Here is a 19,258-nt window from a genome sequence, read left to right as displayed (position 1 = left end):
TTTACCATGTTTCATCGTTGCGGCATTCCTGCGCGAACCACCGGTAGTCTGTATCACGTGAGGTTGAGCCCGTGACGAACATGCTCGGCCAAGCCCAGACCCGCTTCATGCATGGTCAGGTAGGTCTGGTCGGCACCCGCCTGGCGGATCGACTCGGCCTCATCCTCATAAAGGCTATGCGCAACGATGGCCCCCGTAAAGCCGTGGCTACGCAACTGGCGTGTCGCGAACACCTTCGACTCGGCATCGGGTAATGACAAGACTGCCGCCCGAACCTGGCTCAGGTCGATGCTGTTCCAGAAACTGATGTCCTCGCCATCAGCGTAGACGACGCGCCGCCCGGCGGCGGTATGGCTGGTGACCCGACTGGGGTCTGCATCGATGCCGATGGCCGGGATGTCGTCCTCGCTGAGCCGGTCGTAGGTCGCGGTACCGGCCCGACCCATGCCGATGATCAATACCTTGGCATTGCCCAGCGAGGCCGGCTGCTCGTCGGGATGCCAGGTATGTGTCTCGAAGCGTTTCAGGCGAGGTTCCAGACGGCCATAGAGATCGTGAGCATAGCGTTGCAGGGGGGAGGCGACCAGGAACGAGAGCGCCACGGCCAGCGCCAGGCCGACCAATGCGTCGGGAACGAGCGCTGCGGCAACGATCAGGCCGAACTCGCTATAGCTGGTAAGGTTGACTGCCGTCTGGAAAGCGTTGCGCGCGCGCAGCCGGAACAGAATGAGCAGGAAGAAGAACAGCAGGCCCTTGAGCGGTAGCAAGAGAACGAAGGCTACCGCAAAGCCGAACGACTGCCAGTCGGGCAGGCCGGACATGCCGATCTTGAGGAAGAAGCCGACCAGAAACAGTTCCTTCAACGCCCATAGCGACTTGCCGAGTTCCTGAGCCCGCGGATGCTGCGAGACCAGTGCACCCAGCACCAGGGCACCGACTTCACCGGACAGGCCGAGAGCGGAGAAGCCGGCCCCGCCAATGACGATAGCCAGTACCAGGCCCATCAGAAGCAGCAGTTCGTCGTGACCGCTGGCATCGATCAGGCGGTGCATCACCGGACGCAGCAGAGGCAGGGCAAGCAGACCCAGCGCCCAGGGCGAAGGCACCTGACCGACCGAAAAGGCCAGCACGAAAAGGGCGATGAGATCTTGAACGATCAGAATGCCGATCGCTACCCGGCCATGAAAGGCGCGCAGTTCGCGACGTGCCTCCAGATTCTTGGCCGACAGGACGGTACTCGAAAAGGCCAGGGCGATGGCCAGAATCAGGGCGTTCGCCCAGGCAATCCCACCGAGCCAGTGCAGACCGGGGGCGAACACCCCGACGGTGACGGCGAAATGCAGCAGGCCGCCACCGATGACCTCCGGTTGTACCAGGCTCTTGAGCTTGAGCTTCAGGCCCACGGTAAACAACAGCAGCAGCACACCGAGATGCGCCACGTGATCGAGAATCTCCGGCGTCGAGTGGGGCAGGTGCAGCATGTCCTGCAGTGGATTGATCAAGAAACCTGCCGTCAGGAAGCCGATCAGCGCAGGCAACCCGCAGGCGCGCGCAATCAGGCCGAGTACGAAGGCGAAGGACAGGCAGATGACTTCCAGCATGGGCGACTCCGAAGACGATAAGATGCCGAGGATAACGTGGCGTTGCGTTGATGGCTTCAGTCGGGATGGTGCCGGCGAGGCGGGCTCGCCAGCGCCGTGGCGAAAGCTCGACCGATATCCGACCATGAGCGCAGCGAGGAACGGGCCTGCCGGGCACCCTGGCGCAGACGTTCACGCAGGGTGGCATCCGTAAACCACTGACGCAGTGACTCGGCCAGCGCCTGAGAGTCGCCGGGCACGACGCCGATGCCGGCACCGCGAGGCAAGGTATAGGCCAGGGCGCCGCCTGTGGTCGTGATAACTGGCAGGCCGCGACTCACGGCCTCGGCGATCACCATGCCATAGCCTTCGTAATGCGAAGGCAACACGAACAGATCGGCTTGGTCGTACGATTCGCTCAGCGCCTCCGCGGCGCGCTCGCCCACCAGGTGGATCCTGTCTTCGAGCCCCTTGTCGCGGATGCGTGCAGCGATGGCCTCGGCGTGGCGAGGGTCGTGCTTGAGCCCACCGACACACTCGCATTGCCAATCGAATTCGCTGAGCTGAGCCAAGGCATCGACCAGCACATCGTGGCCCTTGCGGGGCGTGAGCGTGGCTACGCACAGCAACCGTTGACGACCGGCGGACGGTCGCTCGACCGAGGCTGCCAGAGGAGCCGGTTCCACGCCGGGCTCGACGACGAAAACCTGTTCCGCGGGGACCTCGAAATCGGCCAGCCGGCGGGCGGTGAACGGGCTGGTGGCAATGACGCGGTTGGCAGCGGCGAGCGCTCGGGTCTCGCTGATCGTGAAGCGGGTTCGCTGTGCATCGTCGAGGCCGGTTTCGTCCGCCAGCGGGTGATGCACTAGCGCAGTGATATCGAGTCGCGTGGCATGCTTGGCGACGACTTCGGGCAAGCCGCCCATGGCCATGCCGTCAATGATGACACTGGCACCCTCGGGCTGTGCGGCAAGCGCCGACTCCAGTGCCTGGGTCGCTCTGGTGTCGGGTTCGGGAAAGCGTCCATCCAGGCCGATGACATCGATCTGCCAGCCCTGTTCGCGAAGGGCGGCGACGACACGGGCGTCGTAGACATGGCTACCGGTCAGTTGGGCGGGGTCGCCGGCCACGATGAAAGTCAGTTTCGGCATATTCGCTCTCCTTAGCAAAAGGGTGCCCGGTCCTAGCCAAGCGCTTTGACGATCAATTGGATGCCGACAATCACCATGGCCACGATGATCAGCCGGTAAAACAGCACCTCGTTGACGCGATGCTGTAGCCAGAGGCCACTGCGCACACCGGCCCAGGCGACAGGCACCAGCAACAACGAGGCGCTGGCGCTGGTCAGGTTGACCTCGCCAAGCCACAGATAGGGGCCGAGCTTCATCAGGTTGACTGCCGCAAAGGTTACCACGCAGGTGGCGATGAAGGTTTCCTTGTGCAGCCGACGTGGAATCAGGTAGAGGTTGATCGGCGGCGCACCGGCATGGGCCAGAAAACTAGTGAAGCCACAGCCGGCCCCGGCAGGCAAGGCCCACCAGGCGCTGATGGGGCGCGAGACGGCCGGCTTGAGCAGCATGTAGACGGCAAATAGCAGGGCGATGCCCCCCAGCACCAGACGGATCAAGTTTTCGTCCAGTGTGCCGATCAACAACGTACCCGCCAGCACCCCGACCACGAGCCCCGGCAGCAGGCGCTTGACCTCGGCGTTGTCCTGATATCCCCACCAGGCCCTGACGCTCAAGGCATCCATCGTCAACAACAGCGGCAAGAGCAGTCCCGCCGCTTCGATCGGCCCGATGGCGATCGCCATCAGCGGCACCGACAGCGTGCCGAATCCCCCGGCGAAGCCACCTTTGGAAATGCCGGTGAGGAAGGTCGACAGTACGATCAGCATCCAGGCCAGGGGCGAGTAATCGGGAAGGGACATGCCAAGTCCTTTTGCGAGTGCGGTAAGAGGGTCGTAGCTTACCAGGGGTGCCAATCGATGGCTGGCTGCGCTCGCCATTGGCCGGCGAGCCGCGTATAAACGAAAACACTGTTTCTCACGAGGTGACTCATGGCTCGAGCCCCTTTCGAACTTGCCGGTGTACGAGTAGCGCCGGGCTCGCGCGCCCAGATCGATGTACCCGTTGCCAAGCTTTACACTCATGCGCCGCTGCACATTCCCGTGGAGGTCGTCCATGGTAGGCAGCCTGGGCCGGTACTGTTGGTGTGCGGTGCAATTCACGGTGACGAGATCAACGGCGTCGAGATCGTGCGTCGTCTGCTGCGTTCCTCGGCGATCCGGCGCTTGCGCGGTACATTGATTGCCGTGCCGATCGTCAATGTCTTTGGCTTCGTTCAACATACCCGTTACCTGCCCGACCGGCGCGACCTCAACCGCTGTTTCCCCGGCAGCGAGGCAGGATCGCTGGGCTCGCGGGTCGCAGCGCTATTCAGGGAGGAGATCGCCGACCAGGCGACTCATCTCATCGATCTGCATACCGGGGCCATCCATCGCACCAACCTGCCGCAGATCCGTGCCCAGCTACAGCAGGGCAGCGAGACTGCCGCCATGGCCGAGGCCTTTGGCGTGCCGGTGATACTCAACGCGGAACTGCGCGAAGGCAGTCTGCGTGCCTATGCGCAAAGCCGGGGGGTGCCGGTACTGACCTATGAGGCCGGCGAGGCGCTACGCTTCGATGAGTGGGCCATTGCCCCCGGTGTACGTGGCGTGTTGCGCGTCATGCGTCATCTGGGCATGCTCGCCGCCAGTCGTCGGCGTAGCCAGCCGCCGGCAGCCGAAGTCGCCAATGGCTCGAGCTGGGCGAGAGCACCTATCGACGGCATCCTGCGTCCGCGAACCCGGCTCGGCGCTCGCGTTGCCAAGGGACAGGTTCTGGGCGTGGTGGCCGACCCGTTTGGCAATTCCGAAGACGAAATCGTGGCCAATGCCGATGGCATCGTCATCGGCATGAGTAACCTGCCATTGGCCAATGAAGGCGAGGCGTTGTTCCATGTGGCCCGCTTCGATGCCATCGAGGAAGCCGAAAACGCGGTGGAGTCGTTCCAGTCGGATTACGAGCCGACACCGGATCTTTAGAGACCCGGGTTGGCTATTTTGCGCAACCGGCTCAGGCATCGAGGAACTGACGCCCCGGCTCGGGAACCAGGCCGAGTGCATCGTCGAATACCTGCAGCCCCGCGCCGTCGCGATGGGCGTGTTCGGACAGATGCCGCCGGAAGCGGCGCCCGCCGGGGCAGCCCTGGAACAAGCCCAGCAGATGGCGCGTAATGTGGTTAAGGCGCGCGCCTTCTTCGAGGCGGCGGGCGATATAAGGGCGTAGGGTCCAGGCTGCCTGGTGACGTGTACGTGCCGGTCCCGGCTGGCCATAAAATGCTTCGTCGACCGAAGCCAACAACCAAGGGTTCTGATAAGCCTCGCGGCCGATCATCACGCTGTCGACGTGCTGCAAGTGGTTTCGGCTGTCATCGAGTGTCTTGATCCCGCCATTGATGCCGACGTGCAATTCGGGATGACTCGTCTTCAGACGGTAGACGCGCGGGTAATTGAGCGGCGGTACGTCACGGTTTTCCTTGGGCGACAGCCCTTGCAGCCACGCCTTGCGAGCATGCACGATGAACGTACTGCAGCCGGCATCGGCCACCTGGGCGATGAATTGCTCCAGGTCGGCGTCTTCATCCTGATCGTCAATGCCAATCCGGCACTTCACCGTTACGGGAATCGAGACTGCCTCCCGCATGGCGCGAACTGCATCCGCTACTTTGGCAGGATGGCCCATCAGGCAGGCGCCGATCAGGTTGTTCTGCACCCGGTCGCTAGGACAGCCCACGTTGAGATTGACCTCGTCATATCCCCACGCCTCGGCAATGGCTGCGCATTCGGCCAGCTCGCCAGGATCGCTGCCGCCCAGTTGTAATGCCAACGGATGTTCGGTGTCGTCATAGCCGAGAAAGCGAGCCCGCGGGCTACCGTGCAGGATGGCGCCAGTCGTGACCATCTCGGTATAAAGCAACGCATGACGAGTGAGGATCCTGGCGAATACGCGATAGTCGCGTGTCGTCCAGTCCATCATCGGCGCGACGGAGAACGTCCTATCCAGCGCAGGCCGCGCGGTGCCAGTATTCATGCGGGTCGTGGCGGTTGATTTATCTGCCATAACTGTTCATATCTACAGTGGTTTGGATAGGTTTTGCGAAGCTTGTTGGTACTATTTTGGTACTTGGCGGCGCTTCGGTTTGGTACCAAGGCGGAGCGTGGGAGCAACGATACGCAAGTGCCCAATAAAGGGGCGGCAGTTTCTCATACCTCGCACGAATCCGCATTGCTCGAATACATTGACTCCGCGACTCAATGTTGCACAGGCTATTTGGTGATCGGTACTGCGCCGAGCGAAACGAACACGGCTGCCGCAAGCCAGTATCGTTATCAACCGACCCGGCCAGGAGGGGAGTCCGCCCTAGCTAACCCCCGCATGGCATGGCGATGCCGCTGAAGAAATAGCCTCACAATAGGTGGCTTTTCAGACGCTAGCCGAAGAGGGTAGCTTGGTATGGTATTTGGATGACGTCTTCATTAATCGTCCCCCTTGGGGTCGTCTCGCCTTCAACGTCATGCAGAAAGCCCCGGCACTGTCGGGGTTTTTGCCTCTTCTGCAGTCTTTGTCTCAAGTCTACGTCGTCTTTTGCTTACGTTTTTTGTAAGAAATAACCTACGTTATTTCGTAATCTTGATTAATTTCCCGCGTGCAAATCCATGCGATATTGTCGCCGTGAGCATGGAGTGGCCCAAAGGAACCCGAGCAAGGATGCTCGACGAACCAAGGATGCCCGAGAAGGATTCTCGTAGATGAACTGCAGGGATGCAGGGCGCGATTTAGCGCTACGAAAAGCCCGGCCTATCAAGGCCGGGCTTCTTTTATTTGGGCCGTACGGTATTGTACGCATACTCAAGCATCATATGGGCCCCGGCCTTTCTTGCTGCGCTTTTCCACCTGGACAAGCTGCTCGGACTCGACAATGACACGATTGATAGCGGCCTGAGGAGATTCGTCGTATTGCATGAGTCGTTTGAGGGCCGCCTGGGTCTCTGGCGCTAGCGTAACAGCGATGCACTTGGGTTTGTCGTCCAGGGGTGGGATAGGCGTTCTGCCAAGCCATGCGGCAATCTGAGCATAAGCTTGCTTGCCGATGCCAGGTGTCCTGCCTGGCTCGAACAGTCCGTGTAGGAAGGCCTCTGTGACGGCTTCACGGGATTCGAAGCCGTTGGCGAGAACACAGCGAGCAACGCGTGGCGGCAACCCAGCAAGCCATTGCCGGCAATGTGCATCCCGACACTGGCGATGAATGTCCCGCCTATGAATCGTTATAGGCGCTATTCCGCATTCACTGCCGATGCCTGCACCACCCGAATTCTGATGTTTTAGCTTGGCTGAGCGTTGGCTACCTTCATCCATGATGGGGTCTTGAGGTTGTGGTGAGTTTGCAATAACCATCATACCGCTTCCTGGCAGAGAGTAAGCGCAGATATCGTCAGCGTCGCTAATTTCTTACAAGTTAATAATAGAAAGCCTACTGTAGAGTGAGGAGAGGAGGTGAATTGTCTCCAAGAAACATCAAACTTTACTTTGTTACGATGCAGTCGTTGATATGTTGGGCACGGGTTGACCTGGAAATCTAGCAATAATGCGAAGACAAGCTGCATGCGCAGGCTGAGTAGCGTTGAGAAAGGCCCAGCCGGCCATGGCCGGGCCTGTATTGGACGGCGTAAATCTCAAAGGCCGTAGTCTTCCGGCTCCTCTCCTTGCTCTCGGAGAAAGGCAGCGATCAACGAATCCTCTCCGTCGTAGTCGGAGCCGCTACTGTAGGCGAATTCAATGAGTTGTTCCTCCTCGAAGCCGTCGTACCACTCCATCTCCTTGTAATCGCTGGTGGAATACCAGTCGCTGGCTGCTTCATAACTGTCGAAAAGCATGGGCATGGCAAGTACCTCCCTGATTATCGTTTCACTTATGCAACGTAGGAAGGCATTGGGAGGGACGCAAGTCGAGGCTACAGCCGATTCAGCCCGTTGGCGCCGGTTCCGGCGTGATTGCGTGAACTTCTTTGTTCTCCACCAGCTTCCAGCGAGCGCGAATCTGGCCAATCAGGCGGAACGGAAGCGCATCGGTAGGCACCGTTTCCACGTGTGCTGACTCGTTACTGATTTGTACATCCCCATTCTCGGTGAGGCTCAGGTGACGGATGGTCAACTTGCCCAAATGTTCGAGCAAATACAGTCCATCATGGGAGAAGTCGCTAAGGGGAAGCACCGCTGCCAAGTCGCCCTCGGCGAGAAAGTCAAAAGCTTCACCGTGCCCAGGCGTTACGAGATGGCAATCTCTCGTCAATTCCGGCACAGGCAGGCCATCGAGTGGTGGGGCAGATATCGTGCCGTGATGAAGCCAGGGGGCAGGCTGGCGCACTTGCATGTGCAAGATACACTGTTGCGGAGGAGGGGGAGGCGTGTCGTGCAATAGGTCGGTCAGCGTGCAGTCGAGCGCTTCGGCCAGCGCGACAAGACGCTCATGACCAATCTGTCGGATCGTGCCCGACTCCCAATAGGAAATAGTGACATCGGAAACGCCGACCCGTCTGGCCAGAGCGGCTTTGCTCAGTTTAGCCGTCAGTCTCAATTGTTTTATGCGGGATCCCAATGCATCCATCGTTGCATCTCGCCTTGACGTGAACGCGATAGCATAGCTTTACGCTACCGAAGTTTGTTTCGGATTAAGCGCCGTCCTGAAAACACGATAATTAGACAGCATCATCATGCTGGGACGAGCAATCGCGCTTTAATGGTTCGGTTGACAGATCCCTGTACCGAAGGTTCGCGTTAGCGGACCATTCCAAACACCGGAGCATCCTGGTGTCATTATAATTATGGCTTGCCAGCAGTGGCAGCGGGAAATAAGCGTACACGGCTGATAGTACGTAAGTGACGCATATATGAACGCAAGGCGCAATCAATAAGAGGGGCGAGGCGAAAATATAAAGCTCACCTGATCAGCATGAAAGGAGTAAGGCTGGAGGCAGAGTTCGCTCTGCACAAGCTGGCCGGAACCAACAGCAGCGTCCCCCCGCCAATCTTCGATGTCATCAGAATTGTAATCCGAGCGCAAAACCGCCAAGCATATAGCAGAAGGCGGTGATCAAGACGATCCCAACAATGTTTAGAACGAAGCCGCCCCGCGCCATCTGGGCAATGGTGACCGCACCTGTGCCAAAGACGATGGCGTTCGGCGGAGTACCGACTGGTAGCATGAAGGCGCAGGTTGCGGCGAAGGCCGCTGGGATGAGCAGCGTCATTGGGTCGGCGCCAATGCCGACCGCGACGCCCCCAAGCACGGGTATGAACGTCGCGGCCGTCGCTGTATTGCTAGTCACTTCCGTGAGGAAGAGTACGATCGTGGTTACGGCTGCGACTAGCAGCAGAATCGGGAGCACCTCGAGACCGGTGATCTGTTCGCCGAACCAGCTATCCAGGCCGGTACCCGCAACCGCACCGGCGAGGCTCAAGCCGCCACCGAACAGCAGCAATACTCCCCAGGGCAGCCCGTTCTCAGCGTCCTGCCACGTTAGCACCATCTCACTGCGGCCTCTCCCCGGTAGGATGAACATCGCTATGCCGGCGGCTATGGCGATGGCGGTGTCATCGAGTTCGCCGAATGGTCCCAACCGATCCCCTACTACCGGGATATTGGCCAGCACGCCAGGCACGACCCAAAGGAACGCTGCAGAGCCGAAAACGAGCATTACCATCTTCTCGCCCTGACTGAGCGGGCCGAGCTTGTGGATCTCGTTGTCGATCATTTCCTTGCCGCCAGGAATCTCAGCGATGTCAAAGGTATAGAGCACACGCGTCAGCAGTACCCAGGCCACTAGGATAAAGGTGAAGGCCAGTGGCACGCCGATCATCATCCACTCGAGGAAACCGATAGTCCGGCCTAGCTCGTCGGCGGCGTAGCCAGCGACAATGGCATTCGGTGGGCTACCGAGTAGGGTGCCGAGGCCGCCCATACTCGCCGACCAAGCGATCGACAGCAGCAGACAGACGCCGAAGCGTTTGATGTTATCGTCGAAAATGAAGTCGACGTGGCCGGCCCGGTGATGGTCATGTCCAGGGGAAGCCGTTGCCAAGGACTCACCGCTACGCTCTGCCACCAGGCGGAGTACGGAGAGCCCGATCGGCAACATCATTAATGTCGTTGCAGTGTTGGAGACCCACATCGACAGGAACCCCGTGGCGAGCATCATGCCGAGCACGATCCGCTTCGGTTCTACCCCGACTCGGGTCAGCGTCAAAAGCGCGATACGGCGGTGAAGGTTCCACTTCTCCATCGCGATGGCGATCAAGAAGCCGCCGAGAAACAGAAAGACAATAGAGCTGGCGTAGGGTGCCGTGGCCTGACCGACGGTCCGTTCCGTTAGCATTGGAATCAGTACGATCGGCAGCAGGGCGGTAGCCGAAAGCGGGATCGCCTCCGTCATCCACCAGACTGCCATTAGGGTGGCGATTGTGGCTACCCAGCGTGCATCCGACGATAACCCTTCGGCGAAGCCCATGGCGATCCATACCGTCAGGGCAGCAATCAACCCGAAGGCGCGTAAAGCCCATAGCGTCTTGGAAGATCCTCCGGGGCTTTGTCCTTCGGACGAGTCTTCATGTTCACTGTCCGCCCGGTGCTGTTCGGCCATTATCAAGCCTCCCCATTTTTCATTCATGCTAGTCCAAGCTGTGGACCAGGGCCTGCTGTAAGCGATACTCGTGTGCCTTGATGACACCAGCGCTGATCCTGATGTACCTGAAATGCTTTGCCGGGTAACGACGAGGCGGCAGCCGTCATTGATTTTGCACGCCTAGGGTGCTGATGGGATTCCTGCAACGCTTTTGAAGTAAAGAGGGAGAAAAGCCACTCAGGACTGCCCGTTTCGCGGCATTGCGAAAGTCATGAAAGAAGAAAAAACGCGCCGGCTGCTCAGGCGAACAGCCCTTTGGCGCTCAAGCGTATGCACTGAAGGCACCACCGGCACATAAGTGCCCATGGTGGCTCTCGAGGAGACACCGAGGTGTTTCTTCAAGAGTGGCTGCAGTATAGGCAGTCGTTATTTGCGGAATAAGTGGTTACAATCGAAAACTAGTGTTTCCTCTTTGGAAACTTAATCGGGAGGTGCTACCTGACTACCCTGGATGCGCTGAAAGTCTTTGTCGAGGTCGTGCGAGCGGGAAGCTTCACGGCAGCAGCCCGTCGTCTGGGGATTTCCAAGTCATTGGCCTCCAAGCGTGTCGCGGCGTTGGAAGAGGAACTGGGCGTCAGTTTGCTCAACCGTTCGACACGTTCGTTGCACCTGACCGAAGCCGGGCAGATCTACTACGAGCATGGCCTGCGTATCCGTGACGAACTGGCCGCTGCCGAAGCGCAGGTGCAGTCGGTCACGGCCAGGCCGAGAGGGCAGCTCAAGGTCAGCGCGCAGGTCAGTTTCGGCTTCATGTACCTGGCGCCTCCGACCACGGCGTTCATGCGCCGTTATCCCGATGTGGCGGTAGAGTTATTGCTCGAGGATCAGCGTTTCGAACCGATCGACGACTCGGTCGATCTGGCCATTCGCATGGGGCCCATGCCACCCTCGAGCCTGGTTTCCCGACCTCTTTGCAAGGTGGTTTACGGGCTCTACGCGTCACCAGAGTATCTGGCCCGTGCCGAACATCCCGTGCATCCGCGCGATATCGTCCAGCATGATAGCGTCTTCTATGGCAACTACGATCTGGGCGCGCACTGGCGGTTTTCCTTGAACGGCCAGCCCTTGGATATCGAACCCAGCTCACGCTTGGTCATCAATAATCTGCTGGGTGTCGTCGAAGCTGCCAAGGCCGGTTTCGGGTTGGCCTACCTGCCGACGTTTGCCGCTCGAGCCGCCGTGGCCAGCGGTGACCTGGTGCCGCTTCTGCAGCCTTACTGGAACGAGCATGGCAGCATGCTGGTGCTATTTCGCTCGCGTAAGTACCTGCCCGACAAGACCCGCGCCTATCTGGACTTCATCACCGACTGGTTTCGTGAACACCTAGCCTTGTAGCTCGCCAAGACACTTCCCAGTGGTGCTTGGCGGCTGATGGGATAGGGCTAGGTGCGTATAATGCCGCCCAACACTTGAGCCAACGGAACGGAAACCATGACCGTACGCACACGTATCGCACCTTCGCCGACCGGCGATCCGCATGTCGGGACCGCTTACATCGCCTTGTTCAACCTGTGCTTTGCGCGCCAGCATGGCGGACAGTTCATCCTGCGCATTGAAGATACCGACCGGCAACGTTCTACGGCCGAGTCGGAGCAGATGATCCTCGACTCGCTGCGCTGGCTGGGGCTGGAATGGGACGAAGGCCCGGATGTCGGTGGCCCGCATGGTCCCTATCGCCAGAGCGAACGCGGCGATATCTATGCCGAGTATGCTCGTCAGCTTCTCGATGCAGGTCATGCCTTCAAGTGTTACCGGACCAGTGAAGAACTGGACGAGCTGCGTGAAGCACGCAAGGCCGAGGGGCTCCAGATGGCGCTCAAGCCGGCCGACCTGGCCTTGTCCGAGGACGAGGTCAAGCGTCGCGAGGCCGAAGGCATGCCGTATGTCATACGCATGAATGTGCCCGCTGAAGGCGCCTGCGCCGTCGAGGACATGCTACGAGGCACTATCGAGGTCGACTGGGCCCAGGTCGATGCACAGATCCTGCTCAAATCGGATGGCATGCCCACGTACCACCTAGCGAACGTGGTCGATGACCATCTCATGGGCATCACCCATGTCCTGCGCGGCGAGGAGTGGATCAACTCAGCGCCCAAGCACAAGCTGCTTTACGAGTATTTCGGCTGGGAAATGCCGCAGCTCTGTCATATGCCGCTACTGCGCAACCCCGATAAATCGAAGCTTTCCAAGCGCAAGAACCCGACCTCGATCAATTACTATCGCCGTATGGGCTTCCTGCCGCAGGCGGTGACCAATTACTTGGGGCGCATGGGCTGGTCGATGCCCGACGAGCGGGAAAAATTCACGCTCGACGAGATGATGGCGCATTTCGACATTCAGCGTGTATCGCTGGGCGGGCCGGTGTTCGACCTCGAGAAGCTGACCTGGCTCAACGGCGTGTACATCCGTGAGGATCTCGATGACGCCGCGCTTCTCAAAGCACTGCGCGACTGGGCCTTCAACGAGAGCTACATCGGCGAGATTCTTCCGCAGGTGCGTCCGCGTATCGAGACCTTGTCCGACGTCATGCCGCTGGCCGGCCACTTTTTCGCCGGGCTGCCGCGCATCGATGCGCAGAGCTTCGACGACGTCAAACTCGAACGCGATGAGCTGGTCAAGCTCTTGCAGTTCCTGATCTGGCGTTTCGAGGGAGTGACTCGTTGGGACAAGGAAAGCTTGTTGTCCGAGGTCAAACTGCTCAGTGGCGTCTTCGACATGAAGATGAAAGCCTTCCTGGCGCCGGTGTTCATCGCCATCACCGGATCGGCGACCTCTACATCGGTTATGGATGCCATGGCCATCCTCGGCTCCGACATGACGCGCGCACGTCTACGTCATGCCGTCGAGGTGTTGGGCGGCGTTTCCAAGAAGCAGGCCAAGAAGCTCGAGAAAGAGTATCGCGAGCTATAAGCGGGTCAAGGCGGTGGGCTGCGAGATGGCGTAGCCTGCCCCAAATTTCCTGTTGACGAAAGCTCGGGGAATCAGTAATATACGCCCCGTTCTCGCGAGAGAGACAGCGGTTCAAGGGGCCTTAGCTCAGCTGGGAGAGCGCGACGCTGGCAGCGTCGAGGTCACCGGTTCGATCCCGGTAGGCTCCACCAATATCTCGCGAAGCGCATTTCTTGCGTCCCATTCGTCTAGTGGTCCAGGACACCGCCCTTTCACGGCGGTAACAGGGGTTCGAACCCCCTATGGGACGCCACTTTCTTTTCCCTTCTCGATCATTGACCTGACATTGCTTCGTTAATGTCAAGCATGGTTTTTTTCATGCTTGAGTATGTGATTACACCGAAGCAGGGTTGACATTTTTCTAAAGTTTTCCCCATGCCGGGGCCGCCTCAGGGAATCTTGTGTATAGATTTCCCAGTAAGCCCGTGGTTGTGCGTTTCCCTGTCTTTTTGTTAATAATCAATAACTTATGTTTGGCTAAAAATTAGCCAATTTGTCGCCAGGCCGCTATTCATGGCGACTAGAAGACGTTCTTGAGAGGTTTTTAACAGGTTTATCCACAGAAAGTGTGGAAAACGATTTGAAGTGCATAAGTCGGGGGTTCTTGAGGTGGAAAAGGCGCTCTGGCGAAGGTGCTCGGTCAAGCAAGGGTCGGACAGTCTCTACGCGGGATACGTTGGTTCCACGATATTCGTCAGTGCGTCCGGCTCGCTGCCGCAGCGGCTCGGTTGCACCCCAAGAGCGGGGCGGTTGAGGACGGCAGGCAGGTGGCTGCTGTCTGAACTCAAGAAGCCTTCTAAGGGGCTCCCAGGCCGTTGGTCTAGACGGTGGCAACAGTAGGGGAGAACCCCCGGAAACGAATCGGGCCGCCTTGAGGCGGCCCGACGTTTAGCAATGATGTGTCGTCGTTATTTTTTGGTGGGGTAGTCGCGCTCGGTGTAACCGGTATAGAGCTGGCGCGGACGGCCGATGCGGTAGCTTCCGCTGATCATCTCGTGCCAATGGGAAATCCAGCCGACAGTGCGCGACACGGCAAAGATGACCGTGAACATGTTGGTTGGAATGCCGATGGCCTTGAGGATGATGCCGGAATAGAAATCAACGTTCGGATAAAGCTTGCGCTCGATGAAGTACTCATCTTCCAGGGCGATCTGTTCCAGACGCTTGGCGATCTTGAGCTTGGGATCGTCGGCCATGCCCAGTTCGCCGAGAACCTCGTCGCAGGTCTCTTTCATGACCTTGGCGCGCGGATCGAAGTTGCGATAGACGCGGTGGCCGAAGCCCATCAAACGGAACGGATCGTCCTTGTCCTTGGCGCGATCGACGAAGCGCTGGATGTTTTCTTCGGAGTCGTCGCCAATCTCGTCGAGCATGTTGAGTACGGCTTCGTTGGCCCCGCCGTGTGCCGGTCCCCACAGGGCGGCAATACCGGCGCTGATACAGGCAAACGGGTTGGCGCCGGTGGAGCCGGCCAGGCGCACCGTGGAGGTGGAGGCGTTCTGCTCATGGTCGGCGTGCAGCATGAAGATACGATCCATGGCCTTGGCGAACACCGGGTTGATCACGTATTCCTCGGCCGGGTTGCCGAACATCATGTAGAGGAAGTTTTCGGCGTAATTGAGGTTGTTGCGCGGATAGTTGAACGGCTGGCCGATGTTGTACTTATAGGACATCGCCGCCAGGGTCGGCATCTTGGCGATCAGGCGAATGGCGCTGATATAGCGGTCTTCCTCGCGGGTGATGTCCAAATGGTCGTGATAGAACGCCGCCAGGCCGCCAACCACGCCGCACAGGATCGCCATCGGATGGGCATCGCGACGGAAGCCCTTGTAGAAGTTGGCGATCTGCTCGTGAACCATCGTATGGTAACGAACGGTCTTTTCGAACTCCTTGTACTGCTCGTCGGTAGGCAGTTCGCCGAACAGCAGCAGGTAGCTCATTTCAACGTAGTTGGAATGGTCGGCCAGCTGGCCAATGGGGTAACCGCGGTGCAGAAGAACGCCATTGGCGCCATCTATATAGGTAATGGCGGACTCGGTGGCAGCAGTGGCAACAAATCCGGGGTCGTAAGTGAAGAAGCCCTCGGCGGTGAGGCCGCGCACGTCGATGACATCGGGTCCGGTTGTGCCGGAATAGACCGGGAATTCAATGGTTTTATCCAGCCCCTCTACAGTCAACTTCGCTTTTCTGTCAGCCATGTCGGCCTCCTTCTTCGTTATCGCATTCTGTACGTAAGTCGTTGTCTTGCTTACCAGCCTGGCGCAAAAAGGTTCGCCCACTAAGGTTCGCCCACTATAGGAACGACAAGACAATTGTCAATTGATCGTTGGTGTTCGCGGCAGGGCTCGAACCCTGTTTCGAAGGGGTTGCAAGGAAGTTATAGCGCACTGCAGCATAGCTTAGCACGTTGAGTAGGGGTGTTACCGAGGGTAACACTAAGGTCGCAAAAGTGCGGTAACGATTTGTCATACCTAGGTCCAGTCCCTATAATCTTCCCCGCACGACTGGCGGGAAAGGGATTCGGTCGTGTCACTTGGCAGGACCGCCGAGGCCCTTCTTCAAACCACCGCCCGCTCGGGCTTAGCCCGATAGCATGCAGAGCGGGCCAAGAGAGTGTGTAAGTGCCGTGAATAGCAAACGACCCGTAAACCTCGACCTCTCCACAATAAAATTTCCACTCCCAGCACTGACCTCAATTACCCATCGTATTACCGGCGTCATCCTCTTCGTTGGTCTGATCTTCCTCTTCTGGGCGCTGGATGCCTCGTTGTCTTCACCCGAAGGGTTCGACACCGTACGTGATGCGCTCGAGCATAACTTCTTCGCCAAGCTGGTGACGTGGGGACTGTTGTCCGCTCTGGCGTTCCACTTTGCAGCGGGCGTGCGCCACCTGTTGATGGATCTCGACTTCGGCATCGAACTCGAGGCTGCAGTTCAATATACGAAAATCACCATTGTGGCTAGCGTGGTCCTGGTGGTCCTGGCGGGAGTCTGGGTATGGTAACCAACATCACTAACTTCGGCCGTAGTGGCTTGTCAGACTGGCTGATTCAGCGAGTATCGGCAATTATTCTGATGCTCTACACCATTTTCATGGTGGGCTATCTGCTGTTCGCGCCGGATCTCGACTATCTTACTTGGCGCGGTCTGTTCGACCAGACATGGATGCGCATCTTCTCTCTGCTGGCTTTCCTTTCACTGGCGGCGCACGCCTGGATCGGTTTGTGGACCGTAGTCACCGACTACATCAAGCCGACCGGTATCCGTTTCGCCGTTCAAATCGCCATTATCCTCGCCATCTTCATCTTTCTGGTGTGGGGCGTTCAAGTTCTTTGGGGAGCCTGATCCATGTCTACCATGCGTAACCTGACATTCGACGCAATCATCATCGGTGGTGGCGGCTCCGGCCTGCGTGCCGCGCTCGAGCTGGCCAAGTCCGGCAAGAAAACCGCCGTCATCTCGAAGGTTTTCCCGACCCGCTCGCACACCGTATCTGCCCAGGGCGGCATTACCTGCGCCATTGCGTCTGCCGATCCTAACGATGACTGGCGCTGGCATATGTACGATACCGTCAAGGGCGGTGACTACATCACCGACCAGGACGCTGCCGAGTACATGTGCTCCGAGGGGCCCAAGGCGGTGTTCGAACTCGAGCACATGGGCTTGCCGTTCTCGCGTTTCGACAACGGTCGCATCTATCAGCGCCCGTTCGGCGGTCAGTCCAAGGATTTCGGCAAGGGCGGCCAGGCCGCACGTACATGCGCTGCGGCCGACCGTACCGGACATGCGCTACTGCACACGCTCTACCAGAACAACCTGAAGAACAATACCGTCTTCTTGAATGAATGGTATGCGGTGGATCTGGTCAAGAATGCCAACGGCGACGTGGTCGGCTGCATCGCGCTGTGTATCGAGACCGGCGAAGTGGTGCACATCAAGTCCAAGGCAACCGTGCTCGCCACCGGTGGGGCCGGGCGTATCTACTCGTCCACCACCAACGCGCTGATCAATACCGGCGATGGTGTCGGCATGGCGCTTCGTGCCGGTGTCACGGTGCAGGACATGGAGATGTGGCAGTTCCACCCGACCGGTATCGCCGGAGCAGGGGTGCTAGTCACCGAAGGCTGCCGTGGTGAGGGCGGTTACCTGATCAACAAGGACGGCGAGCGCTTCATGGAGCGTTATGCGCCCAATGCCAAGGATTTGGCCGGCCGCGACGTCGTTGCCCGATCCATGGTCATGGAAATCCTCGAAGGCCGCGGTGTCGGTGAAGATGGCGATCACGTCCTGCTCAAGCTCGACCACCTGGGCGAAGAAGTACTGCACAAGCGTCTGCCGGGCATCGTCGAACTGGCCAAGACCTTTGCCGCCGTCGATCCGGTCAAGGAACCGATCCCTGTCGTGCCGACCTGTCACTACATGATGGGTGGCCTGGCCACCAACGTGCATGGTCAGGTCATCAAGCAGGATGCCGACGGCAACGACCATACCGTCAACGGTCTGTTCGCCTGTGGCGAGGTGGCTTGCGTTTCCGTACACGGCGCCAACCGCCTGGGCGGCAATTCGCTGCTCGACCTCGTCGTGTTCGGGCGTGCTGCCGGCATGTTCATCGAAGGTGCTCTCAACGAAGGTATCGAATACCTGGATGCCGCCCAGTCCGACGTCGATGCCGCACTGGCCCGCATGAATCGCTGGAACGAATCCAGCGGTGGTGAATCGATACCCGAACTGCGCGCCGAACTGCAGGCGACCATGCAGAAGGCTTTCGGTGTCTTCCGTCAGGAGGACCATATGCAGGAAGGCGTCAAGAAGGTTGCCGAACTGCGCGAGCGCATCGCCAATGCGCACCTGGGTGACAAGTCCAATGCCTTCAACACAGCCCGTGTCGAAGCACTGGAACTCGACAACCTGCTGGAAGTGGCCGAAGCGACCGCAATCTCTGCGCTCGAGCGCAAGGAAAGCCGCGGTGCCCATTCCCGTTACGACTATCCGGATCGGGACGACGTCAACTGGCTCAAGCACTCCACCTATTACCCGCTGGAGAAGAAGCTGGGCAAGCGTGAAGTCAACTTCTCGCCCAAGACAGTCGACACCTTCGAGCCGAAAGTCCGTACTTATTGAGGGGACCACAATGTCCATGCTTCAGGTATCCGTATACCGCTACAACCCGGAAACCGACTCTGCGCCTTACATGCAGGAGTTCCAGGTGGACACCCAGGGCCGCGACCTGATGGTCCTGAACATCCTCGAGCTCATCAAGCAACAGGACAGCTCGATGGCCTACCGCCGCAGCTGCCGTGAAGGCGTCTGTGGCTCCGACGGGATGAACATGAACGGCACCAACGGCCTGGCTTGCGTCACGCCACTGTCGGCCGTGACCAAGGGTGGCAAGCTGGTGCTGCGCCCACTGCCCGGCCTGCCGGTCATTCGCGATCTGGTCGTCGATATGGGGATCTTCTACAAGCAGTACGAGCGCATTCAGCCGTACCTGCAGAACGAGAATTCCCCGCCGGCCATCGAGCGCCTGCAGTCGCCGGAAGAGCGTGACAAGCTCGACGGGCTCTACGAATGTATACTGTGTGCCTGCTGTTCGACGTCCTGCCCGTCGTTCTGGTGGAACCCGGACAAGTTCGTCGGCCCGGCCGGTCTGCTTCAAGCTTATCGCTTCCTGGCCGATAGTCGTGACACGGCTACCCGTGATCGCCTCGCCGAACTCGAGGATCCGTTCAGCGTGTTCCGTTGCCGCGGCATCATGAACTGCGTGGCGGTATGTCCGAAAGGGCTCAACCCGACCCGCGCGATCGGCAAGATTCGAGAGCTGCTATTGGCGAATGCTACTTAAATCGTGGCTTGCGACTTGCTATCATTGGAGCCCGTTTCACCTGCGGCCGCGTGTCGCAGGTGAGGCCGGCCCACGCGTCAAGAGCCGGTGCCACGTGCACCGGCTC

16 protein-coding genes and 2 tRNA genes are annotated in these 19,258 nt (G+C 59.1%); 9 read left to right on the top strand and 9 right to left on the bottom strand.

Translation table 11 applies throughout. The features are described from left to right. Window positions 1-53 precede the first annotated feature (53 nt). From MHM84_RS14825 to MHM84_RS14815, 3 genes are read right to left on the bottom strand one after another with little or no spacing between them, the layout of a single operon-like run. Window positions 54-1,601 carry a cation:proton antiporter family protein gene (locus MHM84_RS14825; protein WP_239267130.1) on the bottom strand — a complete coding sequence of 516 codons (1,548 nt, stop codon included), beginning with the start codon at window positions 1,599-1,601 and terminating at the stop codon, window positions 54-56. A 56-nt stretch (window positions 1,602-1,657) separates the two neighbouring features. Further along, window positions 1,658-2,731, bottom strand: coding sequence for a glycosyltransferase family 4 protein (locus MHM84_RS14820; protein WP_239267129.1), 1,074 nt, complete (start codon window positions 2,729-2,731; stop codon window positions 1,658-1,660). Between the two features lie 32 nt (window positions 2,732-2,763). Next, entirely contained in the window at window positions 2,764-3,510 is a 747-nt protein-coding gene (locus MHM84_RS14815; protein WP_239267128.1) for a sulfite exporter TauE/SafE family protein, read from the bottom strand. Window positions 3,511-3,639: 129 nt separating this feature from the next. Here MHM84_RS14815 and MHM84_RS14810 point away from each other — a divergent pair, with 129 nt between their 5' ends. Continuing rightward, window positions 3,640-4,665: a succinylglutamate desuccinylase/aspartoacylase family protein gene (locus MHM84_RS14810; RefSeq protein WP_239267127.1), complete on the top strand. Its 1,026-nt coding sequence runs from the start codon at window positions 3,640-3,642 to the stop codon at window positions 4,663-4,665. A gap of 31 nt (window positions 4,666-4,696) precedes the next feature. On the opposite strand, the gene dusA is transcribed toward MHM84_RS14810, so the two are convergent. The 5 genes from dusA to MHM84_RS14785 all read right to left on the bottom strand — a co-directional run bounded on the left by dusA (window position 4,697) and on the right by MHM84_RS14785 (window position 10,319). Then, on the bottom strand, window positions 4,697-5,743 hold the full coding sequence (gene dusA, locus MHM84_RS14805) for a tRNA dihydrouridine(20/20a) synthase DusA (RefSeq protein WP_239267126.1): 1,047 nt from the start codon (window positions 5,741-5,743) through the stop codon (window positions 4,697-4,699). A 789-nt stretch (window positions 5,744-6,532) separates the two neighbouring features. Further along, window positions 6,533-7,081 carry a hypothetical protein gene (locus MHM84_RS14800; protein WP_239267125.1) on the bottom strand — a complete coding sequence of 183 codons (549 nt, stop codon included), beginning with the start codon at window positions 7,079-7,081 and terminating at the stop codon, window positions 6,533-6,535. A gap of 275 nt (window positions 7,082-7,356) precedes the next feature. Continuing rightward, window positions 7,357-7,563 (bottom strand): hypothetical protein, encoded by a 207-nt coding sequence (locus MHM84_RS14795; protein ID WP_239267124.1) that lies wholly within the window; start codon window positions 7,561-7,563, stop codon window positions 7,357-7,359. A gap of 82 nt (window positions 7,564-7,645) precedes the next feature. After that, window positions 7,646-8,287 carry a helix-turn-helix transcriptional regulator gene (locus tag MHM84_RS14790; RefSeq protein WP_239267123.1) on the bottom strand — a complete coding sequence of 214 codons (642 nt, stop codon included), beginning with the start codon at window positions 8,285-8,287 and terminating at the stop codon, window positions 7,646-7,648. Window positions 8,288-8,720: 433 nt separating this feature from the next. Further along, window positions 8,721-10,319 (bottom strand): SLC13 family permease, encoded by a 1,599-nt coding sequence (locus MHM84_RS14785; protein WP_239267122.1) that lies wholly within the window; start codon window positions 10,317-10,319, stop codon window positions 8,721-8,723. Window positions 10,320-10,784: 465 nt separating this feature from the next. Between MHM84_RS14785 and MHM84_RS14780 the strand changes: the two genes are divergently transcribed. From MHM84_RS14780 to MHM84_RS14765, 4 genes are all read left to right on the top strand, one after another. Beyond that, the gene (locus tag MHM84_RS14780) at window positions 10,785-11,696 is read left to right on the top strand and encodes a LysR family transcriptional regulator (protein ID WP_343218291.1); all 912 of its coding nucleotides are present in this window, start codon (window positions 10,785-10,787) and stop codon (window positions 11,694-11,696) included. Between the two features lie 96 nt (window positions 11,697-11,792). Then, on the top strand, window positions 11,793-13,271 hold the full coding sequence (gene gltX / locus MHM84_RS14775; RefSeq protein WP_239267120.1) for a glutamate--tRNA ligase: 1,479 nt from the start codon (window positions 11,793-11,795) through the stop codon (window positions 13,269-13,271). A 115-nt stretch (window positions 13,272-13,386) separates the two neighbouring features. Further along, a tRNA-Ala gene (locus MHM84_RS14770) sits at window positions 13,387-13,462 on the top strand. A gap of 25 nt (window positions 13,463-13,487) precedes the next feature. Then, a tRNA-Glu gene (locus MHM84_RS14765) sits at window positions 13,488-13,563 on the top strand. A 655-nt stretch (window positions 13,564-14,218) separates the two neighbouring features. Here MHM84_RS14765 and gltA read toward each other — a convergent pair. Beyond that, window positions 14,219-15,508, bottom strand: coding sequence for a citrate synthase (gene gltA / locus MHM84_RS14760; protein WP_239267119.1), 1,290 nt, complete (start codon window positions 15,506-15,508; stop codon window positions 14,219-14,221). A 428-nt stretch (window positions 15,509-15,936) separates the two neighbouring features. On the opposite strand from gltA, the gene sdhC reads away from it, so the two are divergent. From sdhC to MHM84_RS14740, 4 genes are read left to right on the top strand one after another with little or no spacing between them, the layout of a single operon-like run. Beyond that, window positions 15,937-16,314 (top strand): succinate dehydrogenase, cytochrome b556 subunit, encoded by a 378-nt coding sequence (sdhC, locus tag MHM84_RS14755; RefSeq protein WP_239267118.1) that lies wholly within the window; start codon window positions 15,937-15,939, stop codon window positions 16,312-16,314. Further along, window positions 16,308-16,655, top strand: a complete 348-nt coding sequence (sdhD, locus tag MHM84_RS14750) for a succinate dehydrogenase, hydrophobic membrane anchor protein (protein WP_239267117.1) — start codon at window positions 16,308-16,310, stop codon at window positions 16,653-16,655. The genes sdhC and sdhD overlap by 7 nt, the downstream gene beginning before the upstream one ends. A 3-nt stretch (window positions 16,656-16,658) precedes the next feature. Next, complete coding sequence (sdhA, locus tag MHM84_RS14745) at window positions 16,659-18,431, top strand: succinate dehydrogenase flavoprotein subunit (RefSeq protein ID WP_239267116.1); 1,773 nt, start codon at window positions 16,659-16,661, stop codon at window positions 18,429-18,431. Window positions 18,432-18,447: 16 nt separating this feature from the next. Further along, window positions 18,448-19,152: a succinate dehydrogenase iron-sulfur subunit gene (locus tag MHM84_RS14740; protein WP_301282559.1), complete on the top strand. Its 705-nt coding sequence runs from the start codon at window positions 18,448-18,450 to the stop codon at window positions 19,150-19,152. The last annotated feature ends 106 nt before the right edge of the window (window positions 19,153-19,258 follow it).

Origin of the sequence: Halomonas sp. McH1-25 (assembly GCF_022348165.1) — a bacterium.
Classification (GTDB): domain Bacteria; phylum Pseudomonadota; class Gammaproteobacteria; order Pseudomonadales; family Halomonadaceae; genus Modicisalibacter.
Note: the sequence above shows the minus strand (reverse complement) of the source record. Positions and strands in the feature narration are given on the sequence as shown.

What these genes read in the sequence shown, in the direction of transcription:
- gltA (WP_239267119.1), bottom strand. Translation starts at nt 15,508, where the DNA reads ATGGCTGACAGAAAAGCGAAGTTGACTGTAGAGGGGCTGGATAAAACC.
- sdhA (WP_239267116.1), top strand. Translation starts at nt 16,659, where the DNA reads ATGTCTACCATGCGTAACCTGACATTCGACGCAATCATCATCGGTGGT.
- MHM84_RS14785 (WP_239267122.1), bottom strand. Translation starts at nt 10,319, where the DNA reads ATGGCCGAACAGCACCGGGCGGACAGTGAACATGAAGACTCGTCCGAA.
- MHM84_RS14740 (WP_301282559.1), top strand. Translation starts at nt 18,448, where the DNA reads ATGCTTCAGGTATCCGTATACCGCTACAACCCGGAAACCGACTCTGCG.
- sdhD (WP_239267117.1), top strand. Translation starts at nt 16,308, where the DNA reads ATGGTAACCAACATCACTAACTTCGGCCGTAGTGGCTTGTCAGACTGG.
- MHM84_RS14825 (WP_239267130.1), bottom strand. Translation starts at nt 1,601, where the DNA reads ATGCTGGAAGTCATCTGCCTGTCCTTCGCCTTCGTACTCGGCCTGATT.
- MHM84_RS14800 (WP_239267125.1), bottom strand. Translation starts at nt 7,081, where the DNA reads ATGATGGTTATTGCAAACTCACCACAACCTCAAGACCCCATCATGGAT.
- MHM84_RS14810 (WP_239267127.1), top strand. Translation starts at nt 3,640, where the DNA reads ATGGCTCGAGCCCCTTTCGAACTTGCCGGTGTACGAGTAGCGCCGGGC.
- MHM84_RS14790 (WP_239267123.1), bottom strand. Translation starts at nt 8,287, where the DNA reads ATGGATGCATTGGGATCCCGCATAAAACAATTGAGACTGACGGCTAAA.
- MHM84_RS14820 (WP_239267129.1), bottom strand. Translation starts at nt 2,731, where the DNA reads ATGCCGAAACTGACTTTCATCGTGGCCGGCGACCCCGCCCAACTGACC.
- MHM84_RS14815 (WP_239267128.1), bottom strand. Translation starts at nt 3,510, where the DNA reads ATGTCCCTTCCCGATTACTCGCCCCTGGCCTGGATGCTGATCGTACTG.
- gltX (WP_239267120.1), top strand. Translation starts at nt 11,793, where the DNA reads ATGACCGTACGCACACGTATCGCACCTTCGCCGACCGGCGATCCGCAT.
- MHM84_RS14795 (WP_239267124.1), bottom strand. Translation starts at nt 7,563, where the DNA reads ATGCCCATGCTTTTCGACAGTTATGAAGCAGCCAGCGACTGGTATTCC.
- dusA (WP_239267126.1), bottom strand. Translation starts at nt 5,743, where the DNA reads ATGGCAGATAAATCAACCGCCACGACCCGCATGAATACTGGCACCGCG.